This is a genomic window from Chitinophaga sp., from assembly GCF_035538455.1.
Classification (GTDB): Bacteria; Bacteroidota; Bacteroidia; order Chitinophagales; family Chitinophagaceae; genus Chitinophaga.
Genome location: NZ_DATLKJ010000085.1, coordinates 18,453 through 36,355 on the forward strand (window position 1 = coordinate 18,453; position 17,903 = coordinate 36,355).

A 17,903-nucleotide genomic window follows, 5' to 3' on the forward strand; every position below is an offset into this window, starting at 1 on the left:
CAACCGAAATAATTGAAATGATTATACGTAAATACATATCCCTGTTTTTATCCGCCCTGTTGTTATCGGCATCAGCTGTAGCACAGAACTATGGCGCCTGGCGGAATATAGGACCCGTGCTGTTCCCGGTCAACTCTTCGGGACAGATCAACGGGATAGGCCGTGTTACACAAATGAAATTTCATCCTTCCAACGCTGCTACTGTCTACGCTACCAGCGTGTGGGGCCTTTGGAAAAGTATCGATACCTCTAATACCTGGCAGCTGCTGGGTACAGATGAGCTGCCTAAAGCGGCCTGCGCTTCCGTGTGTATAGATCATACCAATGATCAGATCATGTACCTCGGCACAGGAGACCCCAACTACTACGGCACGTCGCTGGGTGTTTACAAAACCACAGACGGCGGGCAATCGTGGCTGCCGGCCAACAGTAGCATCGGCAACCGCATGGCGGTAGAACTGCTTATGTCGCGCACCAACCACAATGTGTTGATCGCAGCCACCAATGATGGTATATGGAAAACCACCGACGGTGGCACTTCCTGGACTAACAAGCTCAGTGGCGGTCAGTTTACAGACATGGCATACAAAGCTTCCAACAGTACCACAACCATCTTCGCAGTGAATATGGCAGGCGGTTTCTATGTATCTCCTGACATGGGAGAAACCTGGACGCCGGTTACACTTACACTGCCTGCTAAGGGAGCTAATGGCAGCAGAATTGCGGTAACACCTGCAGACTCCAACCGTGTGTACATTGGCATGATCGGCGCCAACGACGCCGTATCCGGGGGGGTGATTTATAAGTCAACAAATGGTGGTACTACCTTTACACAGGTGAAAGGAGATGTTGCGCCTAACCTTACAGGCTACAATGGTACTTCCAATGGACAGGGTAACTACAACTTCGCTATCGGAGCTGATCCTGTAAATGCAGACGTACTCTATCTCGTAGGACACATCGTATGGAAAAGCACTAACGGTGGTTCCAACTGGACGCAGATACAGACTGGCTGGTGGACCATGATACATACTGATATGCATGGTATTAAAGTAAGCCCTTATAACACGAGTAAGGTATTCAACTACAACGACGGCGGCGTCTGGCTTAGTACAGACGGTGGCACTAACTGGAAACCACGTAGCGACGGGCTTTCGTCAACAGAAGTGTATCACGCTTCCAACAGCCCTATCCGCCGCGATATGATCAGTATCGGTACGCAGGACAATGGAGAGTTGTATTACAAGTATGCCGCCAATCCCTGGTTCACCAACAGGGGCGGTGACTGGGGCTCACGTTCGGCGTTTGATTATAACAGCAATAGTCAGGTATATTATTATGAGAATGGTAACAGAAGGGCAGTAACCGGAAGTGAAAGCTCCTACAATGTGCCATTCAAGGCCTCTAACAAAATGGAGCTGGAATTCACGCCAGCCAATGTAGCTGCGGCATTCATTGCAGATACCGGATTATGGCGTAGCACCAATATTACCGCTGCTTCTCCGGCGTGGACGAAGCTGGTGAACAACACAGAGAAGATCAATGCACTGCATGTCAGCAATGCAAGCGCCAATGTAGTGTATTATGTTACCACTAATCAGAAGGTATACCGCTCCCGCAATGCGCTGGCAGCATCGCCTACTTTCACCAGCGTGGGCGCACCGGTGGCAACCAGTGTGGCCGCCAGTGTTACTACCATTAAAAGCGACACCAATGTGGTTTATCTCTCCTGTGGGAGTAAGGTGTATCGCTCTGCTGACCAGGGGGCTACATTTACGGACATCAGCGGTACGTTGCCGCCGGTGAACGTTATCCGGTTGCTGGAAGACCGCTATGCCACTAACGAATCTGTATATCTTGCTACAGCGCGTGGCGTATACTACCGCAATAAGAATATGACAGATTGGTCACTGTATTCCATCGGACTTCCGACCATCGCTGATATTACAGACATATTTGCTTACAATAATGGGGTGGCTGACAGCAGCGAGTTGCGCGTGAGCTTTTATGGCCGTGGCGTTTTCGGCACTAAATTCAACAACGCTATAACACCACTGATCTCTTTTGCAGCGAGTACCGTCAATACCACTGCTGGCGGTGTGAACAAATCTGGTTGTAAGCCATATACAGATTATACTGTTAATCTTAATATAAGTCCTGCACCTTCCGGCAACGCAAATGTACAATTGGTAAATGGCTCTACATCTTCCGCAATAAAAGGTGTAGATTATGATGTGACCACTAATGGCAGCTTTACCACGCCCAGTGATACTTTGATCTTCGCATCAGGGCAGACTGCGCCACGGATGGTTACGATCAGGGTCTATGGCAGCAAAACAGACCCGGGCAGCAAGTATGCTTTGTTGTCGTTTAACGTCAACGGCACGACGAATGCGATGGCTAACCCGTCTGCGCAAACGGCCCGTGTGAATATCAACTACCCGGATGCAGCGCCTGTAGGAGATACGGCGCGTATCAACCTTACCTACGGTAATGGCACTACGGGTGGAAGCGCATCTAGTCCGTTCAATGGTACTCAGTCTGATAAACGTACCCAGACTATCTATCCGGCGGATGAGCTGAGAGCAGCAGGATTGCAGCGGGGTAATATCTATTCTATCGCTTATCGTGTGCTTTCGCGCACAGTTACAACTACCAGCACATTCCAGAATTTCAATATGGCGATAGGCACTACTTCACAGCCTACATTCACGGATACGCAATTTGATAACAGCCCGCTTACAAATGTATACAGCGGCAGTATCAGCGTGACAGATACTGGTTGGATACAGGTTCCGTTCTCACAGCCTTTCTATTGGGATGGTTATTCCAATATCCTCATACAATCATGCTATAACAACCCGGATGGAACTGACCAGGGAGATAATCTTGTAGCATCGATCTCTGTGAGCGGGGCTAACCCTACTGCTTTCCAGCGTCAGACCAGTGGTGCGGGATGTGGCTTCACGGCTCCGGGTTATGGATCTACAAGACCTAATCTGATCTTCAATACACGGCCTGCTGTCACAACAGTGGCGGGTACACTGAATACCAACACTACACAGTATCTCGGTCCTAATGCAACAGTGTACTTTACAGATAGCCTCGGTAATATCATCGCGAAAGTGAAGAACTTGTCGGCCTTTGACTATGGATGCACCTCTGTGCGGATAGACCGTGCGGGCACCAGTGCCATACAGTTCTGGGATACCGTGAAGGTGCATTATCTCGCCTCCAAAACACTGAAGATCACACCTGCCAATAACAATACTTCCGGCAGCCTGAATGTGACGCTGTATTATACATCTGCAGAAAAACAAGGCTGGGAAGCTGCTACAGGGCTGACCTGGGATTCTGCGAAGGTGGTGAAAGTGAAGAGCAATATCAGCAATGTAACACCATCCAATCCTTCGCCTGATGGTGCAGGTACAATCTATGTATCGCGCGATAGCAGCGGCAGGAAGGGCGCTACAATCTATTATGTGTCTGGTACCTTCAATACAGGTATGGGTGGTTTTGGTGCAGGCAGTCCAGGTAATCCGCCTGTTGCTGGTGCGTGCAATACGCTGATACCGCGTACCCAGTTGAGAGTATCACAGTTCGACAGCCAGGAAACAGTAGGAGAGACTGCTCCCGCCACCAATGTTATAGACGGTAACAACAGTACCTTCTGGCATACACAATGGTACAACAGTACTGCGCCTATGCCGCATTATATTTCCATCTACCTCGGCGGTGCTTATAACCTGAGCAAGCTCACCTATCTGCCAAGACAATCGGGCGTTAATGGACGCATCAATGCGTACCAGGTACATGTAAGTACCGACAGCATCAACTGGACACAGGTAGCCAGTGGTAACTTTGTGAACAGCACCGCTGCACAGGATGTTGTCTTCTCGCCCACCGTGAAGGCCCGCTATGTGAAACTGGTAGCCACTTCTGAAGTGAATGCCAATGCATGGACCACTGTAGCAGAGCTTTCGTTTACCGGTTGCCCGGATACCACGGCATCACCGGCAAGAACAACACCGGTTAGCACACAACAGGCGGGTAATATCAGCGTATATCCGACAAGGTTACAACGTGGCGGAGCCGTGAACGTGCGCAGCCACGGAAACGCTACGCTGCTGTTACGCCTTTATGACCTTAAAGGAAGGATGATACGTCTCGAATATGTGAACGATGCCGGGACCATCAATACCGGAGATTTGAGCACAGGCGTTTACATCTACAGCATTTTCAACAGCAAACTGCCTTCAGCCAAACCGCTGAAAACAGGTAAGATTGTGATTACGGAGTAAAGAATTCTGGGATTTAGGAATTATTTGATTTGGGAATTTTTAAATGCAGCAAAGATCAACGTATACTGTTTAACATAAATTGACCTTCGTTGCATTTAAAAATTCCCAAATCAAATAATTCCTAAATCCCAGAATTTTTTAACTTCAACCTATGTCAGTATTAATATATTATACAATATTCAAAGAAAGGATTGCGGATCAAAGGTTTACAGGTCTGTTACAGCATCTCCCGAAGGAGATCAGCGACAGGGTCTTACGGTTCAGAAGATGGGAAGATGCACACGCAGGCGTACTTGGCAAACATCTTTTATTGCAGGCGCTGTCTGAGAAGGGTTTTCAGGCCGATCTTGCAAAGCTTCGTTATACTGCTACCAGTCGCCCTTTCCTGGAGCTGCCGGTAGATTTTAACATCACCCATTCGGGTAATATGGCTGCTTGTGCCGTCTGCACGGATTCAGCAATAGGTATTGATGTGGAAGAAGTGAAGCCGCTTGATTTCGCAGATTTCCACGGCCTGTTTTCTGGGGAAGAATGGAAAGATATACAAGGACATACAGATCCGATACGACGTTTTTATCATTACTGGACGATTAAGGAAGCTGTACTGAAAGCTAATGGAGAAGGAATCTCACAGCTGGCTACCATGCAGGTACTGAATGAAAAGGAAGCCCGTTCGCTTAATGTTACCTGGTATATAAAGAAAATAGAACTAACGCCCGGCTATGTATGTCATATCGCTACAGAGATGCCGGAGCCGGAAGTGATTGTGAAAAAGATCATTTTCTGATTATTTTGTAGCCATCTTACTTGCAGAACAATGAAAAAAGTAATCCTTTTCGGTTTCTTCGCCCTAGCATGCGTAGGAGCCCGGGCACAGACATCCGTGCATGACCTTCATTTTGATTCACTCGCCACCCGCTGGGATGAGGCCATTCCACTGGGCAATGGTATGCTTGGCGCGTTGGTGTGGGAGAAGAATAACAGGCTGCGTTTCTCGCTTGACAGGGCTGATCTGTGGGACCTGCGTCCCACGAAGGGCCTGCATCGCAAAGAGTTCAGCTACAATTGGGTGATGGATCAGGTGAAGAAAAAGGACTATGGCGTTGTTCAGCAATACTTCGATGAGCCATATGATAAAGAGCCTGCGCCTTCCAAAATTCCTGGTGGCGCACTGGAATTCGATATAAAAGGCTGGGGGGAGGTGAAATCTGTGCATTTGTATTTGCAGGATGCGCACTGCGAAGTGAAATGGGCCAGTGGTGCTACGCTTAATACTTTTGTACATGCTGTGAAACCGGTAGGGTGGTTCCGCTTTGAAAACGTACCTGCGGATATATTGCCACAGCTGATAGCACCGCAATACCAGGGCGCCGTGAAAGTGAGCGGCGATCCGGTAGGCGGGGACGACCTGTCCCGCCTGGGTTACAAACAGGGCGTGATCAAACAGGATAACAACCGCATTACTTATAAACAGGAGGGTTGGGGAGGATTTACGTACGAGATAAATGTACGCTGGAAGAAAATCAGCCAACATACTATCGAAGGTGTATGGAGCGTCTCTTCCCATTATCCGCAACAGCCGCAGCAGACAGTCGCTGCCACCACTACAGTGCAGGAGCTGCAACAGGGATATGTAAGCAGTTTCCGTGTACATACGGTATGGTGGAAGGATTTCTGGAAGAAATCTGATCTGCATGTTCCGGACAGCTTACTTGAAACACAATGGTACCGCGAGCAATATAAATTTGGTGCTGCTGCCCGTCGTGGCGCCCCGCCCATCTCCCTGCAGGCTGTATGGACAGCTGATAATGGCCGCCTGCCACCATGGAAAGGCGATTACCACCATGATCTGAATACGCAGCTCAGCTATTGGCCATGCTATTCAGGTAATCACCTCGAAGAAGGGCTCTCTTACCTCGATCACCTCGACCAGAATAAAACTAACTACAGCCGGTATACGAAAATGTATTTCAATGCACCTGGCCTTGCGGCGCCAGGTGTAACAACTCTGAATGGTACAGAAATGGGCGGCTGGATACAATATTCGCTGTCGCCCACCGTATCTGCATGGCTGGCACAGCACTACTATCTGCAATGGCGTTACAGCATGGACCGGATTTTCCTGAAAAATAGGGCATATCCATGGATAAAGGACGTGGCGGTGTTTATTGAAAACATCACAGTAAAAGATAGTGAGGGTTTCCGTAAACTCATCTACAGCTCGAGCCCCGAAATTAATGATAACGACATCACGGCCTGGTTTCCGCAGAACACTAACTATGATCTGGCGCTGATGAAGTTTGCGGTGAAAGCTGCTGCTGAACTAGCAGGAGAGCTGGGGCTGAAACAAGAGGCAGCACACTGGAAGAAGATGGAAGGCGAGTTCCGCGACTTCGCCCTTACGGCAAATAAGGAGCTGATGTTTGCACCATCGATGGCATATAATCAGTCACACCGTCATTTCTCCAACGCTATGGCCATACATCCATTAGGACTGATCCGTTGGGAAGATGGCGCAGGCGCACAATCTGTGATCAGGAACTCTATACGTCTCTTTGATTCAATAGGTCCTGCTTACTGGTGTGGCTATTCCTATTCATGGCTGGCCAATATGAAAGCACGCGCCAAAGATGGCGAGGGCGCCGCGAAAGACCTGTCTGTTTTTGCAAAGGCTTTTTGTTCTGTCAACAGCTTCCATCTTAACGGTGATCAAACCAAATCGGGCTATTCAAAATTCACTTATCGCCCCTTCACATTAGAAGGCAACTTCGCATTTGCCGCGGGGTTGCAGGAAATGTTGCTGCAAAGCTACGCCGGCTTTATTGAGATTATGCCCGCGGTGCCCCAAGACTGGCAAGAAGCCTCTTTTCATCAGCTGCGTGCAGAAGGCGCCTTCCTGGTAGACGCCAGGAGAACAGGTGGTCAGGTAGAAGAAATCAAAATCGTATCGGAGAAAGGTGGTATCACAAAATTGAAGTTACCCTTCAGAACCTGGTACGTAGTTTCAAAGCAAGGCGTAGATGTGAAATACCTGGATCCGGGATTTGTACAGCTTACGTGCAAGAAAGGTGGGAGCGTGGTGATTAAGAATGGCTATGAATGACGATGATTTTTTTGATGAGCAAAGATTGTAGCAGATAATTGTCAGAACTGTGATTTCTTTTTGATTCTTTTGATTTTCCTGATGAGCGAAGACCAGGAAGGAGATAATAAAGAATAAAAAGCAGCTGCCCCATTTAGCATCATGCTGAATGGGGCAGCTGCTTTTTAAAAGATTAATCGTCTCTACAATCTTCGCTCATCAGGAAAATCAAAAGAATCAAAAAGAAATCACAGTTCTGACTTCATCTTCTTCAATGTTTCCTCATAATTTTTCTTTTCAGTATCTCCCGCTTTGTTCATGGCTTTTTCTTCCCATGTGATAGCGTCCGCTTTCTTTCCTGATTTGAAGAGCAGGTTGGCGTAGGTATCCATGTATGCGGGTACTTCTGCATCTTTGAAGGAACGTTTGCTCCAATCGAGCGCTTGCTCAATACACTTCATGTCGTCGCATTTTTCGAAGATAGTCCAGGCGTATTCGTTCAGCTCTTGTGAATTGGCGTTGTGGCCATATTTTTTCATGTAGGCAACGATATTAGCTACAGCTTTGTCAGCGTCCTGTTTGTAGGAATAGTACTGGATTTTAGCTTTTAGCAGCATTTCTTCCGCGAGCTTGGGATATTTGGCGGTGATGGATTTGTCGATAGCATTCCAATCGGGAGCGCTCTGGTCTTTTTTCATCAGCTGCGGAAAGATTTCTTCCTGTGAAACGATCGCCATCACTTTCTTTTCGGCTTTACCGGGGCCTAGTACTTTGTTCACTTTGTCGGCGTTGTTCAGGAACATGGCGAAACCCTGATCTTTGCTGCTCATAGTGAAATCGTTAATGAACTGCAGATTTTCAGGCGTGTACAGATCTTTCTGCTGGCTGAGATATTCTTTGGAAAGTGTGGCAGCCGCTTTCATATCATATTTTTTCTGGGCAAGCTGTGCGAGGCTTTTTACGAATGCAGGGTCCTTCTTTCCGTTGCTATATACTGCCATCTGTGTGTAGTATTGTGTTTCTGGTTTCAGCGACTCTTCGCAGCGGGCAATGAATCCCTGTGCATCGGCGCCGCCAACCTGCCTGTCTATAGCATGGCCGTCAGGTGCAAACACCAGGAAGGTAGGATACGCACGGATGCCGTATTTCTCTTCGATCATTTTGGCATCATCGTACCATTTCTTTACTTCCTCGTTGTCTTTGTCGGTCCTGTCCATTTGTACTTTTACGTTCAGGAATCTGGCGTTCATGAAATTGCCCACTTCTTCCTGTGGGAAGATCTGTGCAGACATGTACTTACAGGGGCCGCACCAGGTAGTGAAGCAGTCTACGAAGATGTATTTGTTTTCAGCTTTGGCTTTAGCCAGGATGTCTTTCCAGCTTTGGCCGTGTTCGAAATGCATACCCTTGTCCTGTGCAATAGCAAACAAAGGGAGCAGCAATACCAGCAATAGCGCTCGTTTCATAATTAATGGTTTTTGTGTTTTTGATAAATGGGTTGGTTGACAGGTACGTGAATTTAATCTTTTTGGATGATACTGCGGCTATTTTTCAGCTGGATAAGTTGAGGCCGGTGGTAAGGCATGATCTTATGTTAGCGGTTTTAATGTCAAAATAGTATATATTTATTATCACTATTCAGATCCTTTTTACGGGACTACCTTTTGTGAAAATATTTTTCGGAGGAAATTATACCAGGAAGTATATGGATGTAAATGTAGAGCTGATTATAGTAGGAAAACTGCTGATAGCACTGGTATTGGGAGCTTTTATCGGATTTGACAGAGAGCGGCATGGCAGGGATGCGGGCAATGGTATATCAAATGGAAACAACGTATAAAAAAGGAAGATCACCCTTAAAGAATTCATTTTAACTTAACCTGCTTTACAACCCTATTCGTTATTTTTAAGAAACACCATAAATCAACGATCCGATGAAAAAGACCATCATCTTTATGTTCCTGGCGCTTGTAGCCTTTGGCCAGGGTTATGCCACAGAAAAAATTAGCAACGACATCATTTCCGGTAAACAGGTAACGACATCTTACAGCCTGCGCATTGAACTTGTTAACATCCATGGCGGCCCTGTTACCGGCGGCACTATGTTGCATGGCTACTGGGTGCGCAACAATGCTACCGGCCAGTACTATGATGCCTCCAACCAGGAAGGCGACCAGTTCGAAGATCTGCCGGCAGGTACTTACACAGTTGGTGCTTACAACGGTCCCTGGGACGGCGCAGTACCTCAGACAGTAACCGTGAATGACAGCGCAGTTGGTCCAGACGGATTTATTGTAGTGAAACTCGTTTACTGGGTAGAGTAGTAAAAATGATTTGTATGAAGAAGGAAGCCGGTTCTGAGGAGCCGGCTTTTTAGTTTTGGTCAGGCATGTTTCCTACGGGGAATGGCTGTTTTGCGCCTGGGATCAGTATAGTAACCTGGGAGTAAACGTGGACTTGATATGGGTATGTCATCCGGATGTGTCGTTACTGTGAAATGTGTGGGGAAGGAGTCGGAAGATGTATGATGCACATGCAAAGGCAACCGCAGGTTAAGCCAGCAGGCAGTATGTTGGGTTTTACAGTTAAATGGTGGTTATGCTTGCTCATCAGTATATCATTGTCAGGCAGGAGGTAGTTTATTCCCGTTGAGTGAAAGGGTGAAGACGTTGAGCAGATGTAGTGGTTGTGATATTGTCTGACAACCGGTTTAAGCTCGATTGTACCGGATGGATCTGTTTGCGCCGGAGCTGTGGCTGGCTTTGTGGTGGCTGAATTGCGATAATATCAGCGGCGAAATATTTCCTGTTGCAGGAAGGGATATGATCTTGTATGCCTCTTACCTGCAGAACGACTACTAAAGTTCCGGTACCTGGTACATCCATATCGCACGCTGCCCCTTTAAAGGACTCTCCGGTTTTGACGAGCAGCACAGCGCTTTCTGTACCCACTATCCGGTGGGTTGTGAAATCGATACGGGCGGCGATCACTTTTATTTCCAGGGTGTCGATGCCTTCGTATGCTGGTAATTGCTGTGGCGGGATATGCAGGATACCATTCCTGGAAAGTTTGGGTGCCAGGTGGAGAAACTTATCTGTCCCTGTATGGCGGTTAAACCTGAAGCTGGTTATGCTTTGAGTGTCCATGCCCGCGGAGGGGATGAGGGTGCAGGTCAGCCGGTTGATATGCCCGCTGTCGCAACGAACATCCATTCTGCCGGAGAAGGCACTACGGATAAGTGCTCCCTTTCTGCTGGCCATACCAAACCGTTGTGCGGCTCTGCGGGTAGCGGTAGTCTGTCGGACGATGGTGGGCATGCTACGCAGGAAGTGATGACCATTACGCCGGTAACCAATCAGGTTGCCAAGCCTGCCCGTGAAGGTGATGATAGAAATCTGTTTTGCCATGACAAATGAATTTGATGATACTTAAAGATAACACTATTTGTGCAAGTGATTTGCGTAAGATGTTTCGTTTCCTAACTATTTAATAAGCGTGTAAATATCTAATTACGGATAACCGTAATTGTCCGATTTAGAAATTACTTTACATTTGTTGTGTTGATAAATTACTTCAATTAAATTTCCTATGAGGTTAAGCGTTACAATTAGTTCTTCTACCGGAAATGCAGTTATTCCCATTAATTACGCCTATCCGATATCTGCTGTTATTTATAAGATACTGAGTAGGGCAGATAAGGAGTACGCAGATTTTTTACATGAGAAGGGCTATGCACAAGCTAATTCATTAAAGGCATTTAAATTGTTTTCCTGTTCTGATATCAATACTCCTTTTAAGATTGTAGGTGACCGGTTACATTTATTGACCACGGAAGCGGTGTTCAAGGTATCTTTTCATATTCCGCAGGCGGCGGAGTCTTTTGTGAAAGGGCTGTTTCTTCAGCAGAAGATTGAAATAGCAGATCGCAGCAGCAGAGCGGATTTTATTGTTTCTCAGGTAGAGCTGTTGCCACCGGTATTTCCGGAGGCACTGGAAAGGAAAGAGATACATGAGTTATTGTTACACCCCTTATCACCGGTAGTATGCGGTTTTAAGAAGGATACACCGCATTACAAGTACCTTTCACCAGAGGATACAGACTTTGTATGGTTAATCCTCCATAACTGGAAAGAGAAGTATACTGCCCTGTATGGAAGCGAGAAGGCTGCTATTGATTTTGCTGATGCAGATCTGGAAGTTATCTTGTATAATAACCCTCCTAAAGCCAGGCTGGTGACAATCAAAGCAGGTACACCTGCGGAGACTAAAGTTCGTGGATATACGAATTTCAGAATGCTGGTGAGGGGGCGGCAGGAAGTGTTGGAGCTTCTGCTGGACACAGGCGTGGGCTTATATAATAGCCTGTGCATGGGAGCTGTGGAAGGTACATATCAGCGGCAATTGAGTACGTCAGTAAAATAGTGAATACCCCGAAGAGCAGGTTCTGCTGTTTAATAGATAATTGTTTTCTCCAAAATACAAAGTACCTATGATAAGGGAATTGTCAAACTTCGTGACAGCGTTAGATCCACATTTTAAATCACTTGGTATTAAGCCCAGAGAGGGATTGCATATACTGCTGAGAATACAAAAGCAGGAAGGCAGACTTTATATGGATGATACTTCCCTGGTAGCATATGGATATACAAGGAAGAAAGATCAGACACCGGAAGATATTGCTTTTTTAAAGCAGTGTGCAGGGCTGTCGCGTTTGTCCTGGAATGTAGATATTAATAAATGTTTAGATGTTCCCGCAAAAGTTATCCATTCCTGCTCACCATATTGCGTTGCCATTAAAAGAGAGAGCCTTACGGGCGGTGAAAAATACAGAGCGAATGAGAAGTCGCAGGTATACGAAAGAATGAATATTTATTTCAGTAAGGCTGTAGCCCTGCTGGATGATGAAGCGGAAAGGCAGGAAATTAAAGTGTTTGAAGATGCTCTGGGAACAGAAGACCGCTTCAATCACTGGCTAGGCATGGTACCGGAATATGCGGATGTGAAAGATGGGGAGTATGTTATCTTCTATCTGGATGTGGCTGCTGAACGTTATGAGAAGACGAATGATAAGTATCTCGCAGATAAACTTTTTAATACAAGTGAGTACAATCAGGAGGAAGGAGAAGACATTTACGGAACCAGTAACTTTTTTAATGGATTCCCTACCAAAAAGCGTTTTCTCATTCATCAGTCTGCCTACTTTGATGTTTCTTTGAGAATTTCATCAAAGACGGCCAGAGATCTGTTCGACTTCCAGGAAATCATTCGCGGGCGGATTTTACCCAATCCGTTGCCTATATTCATTCATGATGATGAACTGATTCCTGGTAAAAATATAAGGGACAGCTCTATCGCCCTGTTTAAGAAAGGCGCCGCTGATGGTGAACGTATCGGCTACAGGGAGATAATAGAGACGTTGTATGAAGAGTATAAGGCCCAGTTAGGCAATTATTATCTGCTGTTTTATGAAAGAGGTGTGATAAAGGATTTTGATTTTGTACCAAAGTTTGAATACCTGTTGGAAAATGACCAGGGCGGGCCCTGGGAAGTGAACAACTGGTTTAATGTAGCTGGCAAAGCCAAGATCCGGTTGCAGTATGTATTTGAATTGCAGACGGAGGTATTGTTGCCGGTATTTAATAATGCACTGGTAGTAAGAACTAAGTCAGATGAGCTACAGTACAGGTATTTTGATGAGATTGACGCACGGTATTGTAAGTCGGAAGCCGTATATGTACTGATCATGCAATACCGGAAGTCATTTTATGACTTTATTTATAAGTCTGAACGAACGGCTGTAACACAACATATGTTTGACCATATCATACAGACGAGCATCCTGGAGGATATACGCCTGGATGAGATCAAGAATGGCTACCATTCACAGGAAAGATCTATCAGGGAGAAAATGAATATCTGGTTCAGTTTATCCCACCACTTCAACTTATCTCACTCAAATGAAACAACAATGACCACTAAACTACAGGACTATCGTGCGTTCATGCAGAAGCTGGCCGAAGGAACAGCACATATTGAGACCGGTGAACAGTATGCATTTGTGGCAGGCCAGGTAATCTACTACCTGTTTTCGAAAAGCCGGACGGCAGACCGGAGTTTTAAACGCCTTACACCGTTTATTCAACAGGTGCATGTTGAGAAGCTAAATGAAGCTATCAGCAGGTTAGTAGGATTATATGCCCATGAGGTGTTCTCCAATAGATTTAAAACTGCCATAGCGGAAGTATTGGCATTTCAATCAAAGGATAATATCCGAAAGTTGACTCCGGTTATTTTATCCGGTGTTTTTTCGGACAATGAGTTATTCAGCCGCAATGAAGCATCAGAGGTGATAGAACCAGAAATGGGGATTGAAGAATAAAATAATTTCCTAGTAAATCATTAATTATTGAATATGAGCAACACATTTCATAACAGGGTATTTGGATGTGCCGTTATTAAGGCCGTAAATGCTAACTATAATGCAGATTTTACACATCAGCCCCGGACCTTACCGGATGGAACCGTTTATGCAACAGATAAGGTTTTGAAGTATACCGTCAGGAATTATTTTAAGAAGCATTTCGCAGATGAGAAGGTTTTTTATTTCAAAAGCCTGAATGACGATATGCAGCCGCGCGACCTGGACCAGACTTATGTTAATTTCTTTGGAGAGTTCCCGAAGGCGGATAAAAAGGATGTGGCAAAGGTCAGGAAAACGGTGTTGGAGAACCTGTTGAAGTGCATTGACGTCCGGCTTTTTGGAGGAACTTTTGCAAGCAAGGACGCTAACCTTTCTTTGCACGGTACTGTACAGATCACGCATGGTTTGAACCGGTTTGGGGAGGGAGTTATCTATTCTGAACAAATATCTTCTCCTTTCCGCAACTCCAACGACAAAAGTAATGATTCCATGCAAACAACCCTGGGAACACAGTTCAAACTGAAAGAAGGACATTACGTGCATCACTTTTCCGTAAATCCGCGTAACCTGGAAGAAATGAATAAAATAGCGGGTAGTGATGGCGTTACAACTGAAGATATATCTAAACTGAAAGAAGCATTACGTAATGGCGCTACTTTTTATCAATCTTCGGCCAAGGCGGGAGTCGAGAATGAGCTGCTGTTATGGGTGCAGCTTAAACAAGGATCGAAGTTGGTGCTTCCGGCTTTTGTGGAGCTGGTAACTGTTAGCGAGGATAAAGAAATAGACCTGGCTGACATAAAAACACTTCTTTCGAAAGAAAGCATCAAGGCCGAAGTAGAGACAATAGAGCTTTATTTTAATGATGGAATAACTAAAGTAGTGAACATTCCTGAAGGAGCTGTGATTTACCCACTTAATTAGTGATAATGGCGAAGGAAGCATTAATATCATTTGACCTGAAAGCGGATTTCGGCTTTCTGAAGAAGCCTGATTACAATGATGGGATACTGTTGTCATATAATATGCTGCACAAGCCGGCACTGCTTGGCATCCTGGGAGCTATAACAGGCATGGCTGGATACAGTATTCCAGGTGAGCTGCCTGAGTACTATACGAGATTGAGTTCTCTGGCAGTTGGCATTGCACCGTTAAATCATGAAAAAGGTATTTTTCAGAAGACCACGGTGAAGTATACTAATACAGCCGGATATGCCAACGATGATGGTACGCTCCTTATAGAAGAAACAATGCTGGTTAAGCCGGGTTATCGTTGTTACCTGTTACTAGACCTCGAACATGAAGAGCAGGCAACGTTATACATGAACCTGAAGAACAATCAGGCGGTCTATATACCATACATGGGTAAGAATGAATACCAGGCATGGTTGGATGGACCGGTAACGGAGTATAATTGTAAACGGTATGTAGCTGAAGGCGAATTTTCTATCGACAGCTTGTTTATCAAGGATGGAAGTATCAGAAACCGAAAAGTGAACGCAGGATTCTCATTTGCTTCCAGGAGTATGATGAATAAGGGAGCCTTCTGTTACTTTGAAAGATTGCCCGTTGGTTTTGATGAACGATTGAGGCAATACAACTACTGCGATTTTGCTTTTACGGATTGGGTATTGAAGCCTGATTCAGTGATCGAAGACCTATATGAGATCACCGATCCTGGAGGGATTAAGTCTATTATACAACTTTTCTGATGTGAAAACCATAGATGATATTTTCGGGGAGGCGCCCGATATAACCGTAATACTGAAACATGTAAAGAAGTATTGGGCGCATATCCACATTGATAAAGATCCCGAATTATTGTCGGAGCACATTGCACTGGTAAATAGCTATTTCAGGAAGCTGGTGCTGGCGCATGGTGTGGAACCCATTCTCAACAGGCTGATTAACGATATTGTTGCCGGATACGAGCATACAGATGTTATGACGGATTTGCTGAAGCAGATGTTTGTGCATGTTATTGTATTTCATGACTTTGGTAAAGTGAATGAGAATTTCCAGGTGACCAGGATGAAGAATACTGCCTTCAGTGTGGTAAATCAGGCTGCATTTCATCCCTCTCATGGTCATTCCTTCCTGGGTACATTTATCTTTCTGTCATATCATATTGATCTCATCGCCAAAACGGACCTGACTGACAGGGAGAAAGTGCCACTGCTAGGGTATGCTTTTCATCTGGGGTATTCCATTCTGCAACACCATTCCCCTACATTGAATGATGCTATCAGTCAGGAATACCTCAATTTGTTCTCAGGGGTGGTTCCATTATTAAAAAAGTACCTGTATGAGTATGGGGTAATGCCAGATGAGGCGTTGTTGAATGAGGTCTTCGCAGACATGGCGGGAATATGGGAGAGGGAAGAGGAAATATCTACCGGAATTACTTCGTTTTCACTTTATGCCTTGGTTCGCCTTAACTTTTCTTTGTTGACAGCTGCTGACTATCTGGCTACGCATGAATATATGAACGGCCCGGTAGATGATCTGGGTGTATTTAATGAACGGACACGGATAGATGAATTTATTCAGCATTTTCGTAATTATAAGCATAACAAGGCCTGCTTCAGGGATATGGATAGCTATGTTTGCACCTTCCCGGAAGAACGATCAGCAGATAATCTGAACAAGTTAAGGCAGGAGATGGCGGTACAGGTAATCCGCACTGTCAGGAGTAATGCAGATAAATTTCTTTTCTACCTGGAGGCTCCTACCGGCGGAGGAAAGACGAATCTTTCTTTTATTGCTGTAACGGAACTATTATCTGCTAATAAAGAGCTAAATAAGGTATTTTATGTATTACCTTTTACTACATTGATTACACAGACCTTCAGGTCTGCCAGGGAGGCGTTCGGATTTAATTCCTATGAACTGGTGGAGCTGCATTCAAAAGCCAGCCCCTCGGGCAGGGGTAAGGAAGAAAAGAATGATGGTCTTTTTGGTAATGAAAAGCAGGATTATATTGATAACCTTTTTGCGTTATTCCCTTTTGCTATACTCTCGCATGTTTCCTTCTTCGATATTATTAAAACTAACAGGAAAGAGCGGAACTACCTGCTTCACCGGTTGGCTAATTCAGTAGTAGTCGTAGATGAGTTACAGTCTTACAATCCGACAATCTGGGACAAGATGCTGTATTTTATCAGCCAGTTTGCTGCTGCGTTTAATATCCGGTTTATATTAATGTCGGCCACACTTCCTAAAATCAGTAGCCTGGATGTGGGCCTGACACAACGTCCTGACTTTGTTGAATTATTACCCGATGCCAGGAAATACCTGACCAATAAGAACTTTTCGGGCAGGGTTACATTCAGTGATGAGTTTTTGAAAGGTACTATGACCATGGAGGCTCTGGTCGCCGCTGTTATCAGCAAATCAGATGAGTATATTGGCAGTAATGACGGCGTGAAAACTATTATTGAGTTTATTTATAAAAGATCGGCAGCAGAATTTTACCAGATGATCTCAACTATGAGGCATCCATTCGACAAGATATTTATATTATCAGGTACTATCCTGGAATCGCGACGGCGGGAGATCATTAACTTTATTAAGCTAATGGCTCATCAGAAAATCAATATCCTGCTAATTACTACACAGGTAGTTGAAGCCGGTGTGGATATTGACATGGATCTCGGCTTCAAGAATGTTTCCCTTATTGACTCTGATGAACAACTCGCCGGAAGGGTGAACCGTAATGCCATGAAGGAGGGATGTGTCGTTTACCTTTTCAACTATGATGATCCCGGAGTGATTTATGGGAAAGACTACCGATATAAGCAAACAAGGGAGGGGATAACCAGACAAGAACACCTGGGAATATTGCAGAAGAAGGATTTTGGCAAGCTATATGACAAGGTGCTAAAGGCTATCGACAAAGATAATAAGCTAGCTTACAAAGACAATTTCCCGGGATATGAGTCCCATATACACAATCTTAGATTTAATAAGGCAGATCGTGAGTTTCAGATCATTGACCAGGAGAGTAGCAGTGTATTTGGCCGCTACCTGTCCCGGTTAGGGTGGATGGCAGTGAAGAAGGTGGTAAGGATGATGTTTTTGTAAGCTAGCTTATTATCTT

12 protein-coding genes are annotated in these 17,903 nt (G+C 45.3%); 10 read left to right on the forward strand and 2 right to left on the reverse strand.

Going from position 1 to position 17,903, the window contains the following annotated elements; translation table 11 throughout:
• Positions 1-17: 17 nt before the first annotated feature.
• The 3 genes from VM802_RS09930 (at position 18) to VM802_RS09940 (ending at position 7,404) form a co-directional block, all read left to right on the forward strand.
• Positions 18-4,301 (forward strand): discoidin domain-containing protein, encoded by a 4,284-nt coding sequence (locus VM802_RS09930; RefSeq protein ID WP_325529877.1) that lies wholly within the window; start codon positions 18-20, stop codon positions 4,299-4,301.
• Positions 4,302-4,452: 151 nt separating this feature from the next.
• Positions 4,453-5,088, forward strand: coding sequence for a 4'-phosphopantetheinyl transferase family protein (locus tag VM802_RS09935; protein ID WP_325529878.1), 636 nt, complete (start codon positions 4,453-4,455; stop codon positions 5,086-5,088).
• Positions 5,089-5,118: 30 nt separating this feature from the next.
• A complete protein-coding gene (locus tag VM802_RS09940; protein WP_325529879.1) occupies positions 5,119-7,404 on the forward strand; it encodes a glycosyl hydrolase family 95 catalytic domain-containing protein in 2,286 nt (761 codons plus the stop codon).
• Positions 7,405-7,631: 227 nt separating this feature from the next.
• Here VM802_RS09940 and VM802_RS09945 read toward each other — a convergent pair whose 3' ends face one another.
• Positions 7,632-8,849 (reverse strand): thioredoxin family protein, encoded by a 1,218-nt coding sequence (locus VM802_RS09945; protein WP_325529880.1) that lies wholly within the window; start codon positions 8,847-8,849, stop codon positions 7,632-7,634.
• Between the two features lie 239 nt (positions 8,850-9,088).
• Between VM802_RS09945 and VM802_RS09950 the strand changes: the two genes are divergently transcribed.
• Positions 9,089-9,223 (forward strand): MgtC/SapB family protein, encoded by a 135-nt coding sequence (locus VM802_RS09950; RefSeq protein WP_325529881.1) that lies wholly within the window; start codon positions 9,089-9,091, stop codon positions 9,221-9,223.
• 94 nt (positions 9,224-9,317) lie between these two features.
• Positions 9,318-9,707, forward strand: coding sequence for a hypothetical protein (locus VM802_RS09955; RefSeq protein ID WP_325529883.1), 390 nt, complete (start codon positions 9,318-9,320; stop codon positions 9,705-9,707).
• Between the two features lie 315 nt (positions 9,708-10,022).
• On the opposite strand, the gene VM802_RS09960 is transcribed toward VM802_RS09955, so the two are convergent.
• Positions 10,023-10,790 carry a hypothetical protein gene (locus VM802_RS09960; RefSeq protein WP_325529885.1) on the reverse strand — a complete coding sequence of 256 codons (768 nt, stop codon included), beginning with the start codon at positions 10,788-10,790 and terminating at the stop codon, positions 10,023-10,025.
• Positions 10,791-10,971: 181 nt separating this feature from the next.
• Here VM802_RS09960 and VM802_RS09965 point away from each other — a divergent pair, with 181 nt between their 5' ends.
• The 5 genes from VM802_RS09965 (at position 10,972) to cas3 (ending at position 17,887) form a co-directional block, all read left to right on the forward strand.
• Positions 10,972-11,805, forward strand: a complete 834-nt coding sequence (locus VM802_RS09965; RefSeq protein ID WP_325529887.1) for a CRISPR-associated endoribonuclease Cas6 — start codon at positions 10,972-10,974, stop codon at positions 11,803-11,805.
• Between the two features lie 67 nt (positions 11,806-11,872).
• Positions 11,873-13,762, forward strand: a complete 1,890-nt coding sequence (locus VM802_RS09970; protein WP_325529889.1) for a hypothetical protein — start codon at positions 11,873-11,875, stop codon at positions 13,760-13,762.
• A gap of 33 nt (positions 13,763-13,795) precedes the next feature.
• Complete coding sequence (locus VM802_RS09975; RefSeq protein WP_325529892.1) at positions 13,796-14,728, forward strand: type I CRISPR-associated protein Cas7; 933 nt, start codon at positions 13,796-13,798, stop codon at positions 14,726-14,728.
• A 5-nt stretch (positions 14,729-14,733) separates the two neighbouring features.
• Positions 14,734-15,516 carry a CRISPR-associated protein Cas5 gene (gene cas5 / locus VM802_RS09980; RefSeq protein WP_325529894.1) on the forward strand — a complete coding sequence of 261 codons (783 nt, stop codon included), beginning with the start codon at positions 14,734-14,736 and terminating at the stop codon, positions 15,514-15,516.
• 1 nt (position 15,517) lies between these two features.
• Positions 15,518-17,887, forward strand: coding sequence for a CRISPR-associated helicase Cas3' (gene cas3 / locus VM802_RS09985; protein ID WP_325529896.1), 2,370 nt, complete (start codon positions 15,518-15,520; stop codon positions 17,885-17,887).
• Positions 17,888-17,903 lie beyond the last annotated feature (16 nt).

Bases quoted from the DNA above. Each gene is read 5' to 3' on its own strand.
- VM802_RS09945 (WP_325529880.1), bottom strand. From the start codon at position 8,849: ATGAAACGAGCGCTATTGCTGGTATTGCTGCTCCCTTTGTTTGCTATT.
- VM802_RS09970 (WP_325529889.1), top strand. From the start codon at position 11,873: ATGATAAGGGAATTGTCAAACTTCGTGACAGCGTTAGATCCACATTTT.
- VM802_RS09965 (WP_325529887.1), top strand. From the start codon at position 10,972: ATGAGGTTAAGCGTTACAATTAGTTCTTCTACCGGAAATGCAGTTATT.
- VM802_RS09975 (WP_325529892.1), top strand. From the start codon at position 13,796: ATGAGCAACACATTTCATAACAGGGTATTTGGATGTGCCGTTATTAAG.
- VM802_RS09955 (WP_325529883.1), top strand. From the start codon at position 9,318: ATGAAAAAGACCATCATCTTTATGTTCCTGGCGCTTGTAGCCTTTGGC.
- VM802_RS09950 (WP_325529881.1), top strand. From the start codon at position 9,089: ATGGATGTAAATGTAGAGCTGATTATAGTAGGAAAACTGCTGATAGCA.
- VM802_RS09940 (WP_325529879.1), top strand. From the start codon at position 5,119: ATGAAAAAAGTAATCCTTTTCGGTTTCTTCGCCCTAGCATGCGTAGGA.
- VM802_RS09960 (WP_325529885.1), bottom strand. From the start codon at position 10,790: ATGGCAAAACAGATTTCTATCATCACCTTCACGGGCAGGCTTGGCAAC.
- VM802_RS09935 (WP_325529878.1), top strand. From the start codon at position 4,453: ATGTCAGTATTAATATATTATACAATATTCAAAGAAAGGATTGCGGAT.
- VM802_RS09930 (WP_325529877.1), top strand. From the start codon at position 18: ATGATTATACGTAAATACATATCCCTGTTTTTATCCGCCCTGTTGTTA.
- cas5 (WP_325529894.1), top strand. From the start codon at position 14,734: ATGGCGAAGGAAGCATTAATATCATTTGACCTGAAAGCGGATTTCGGC.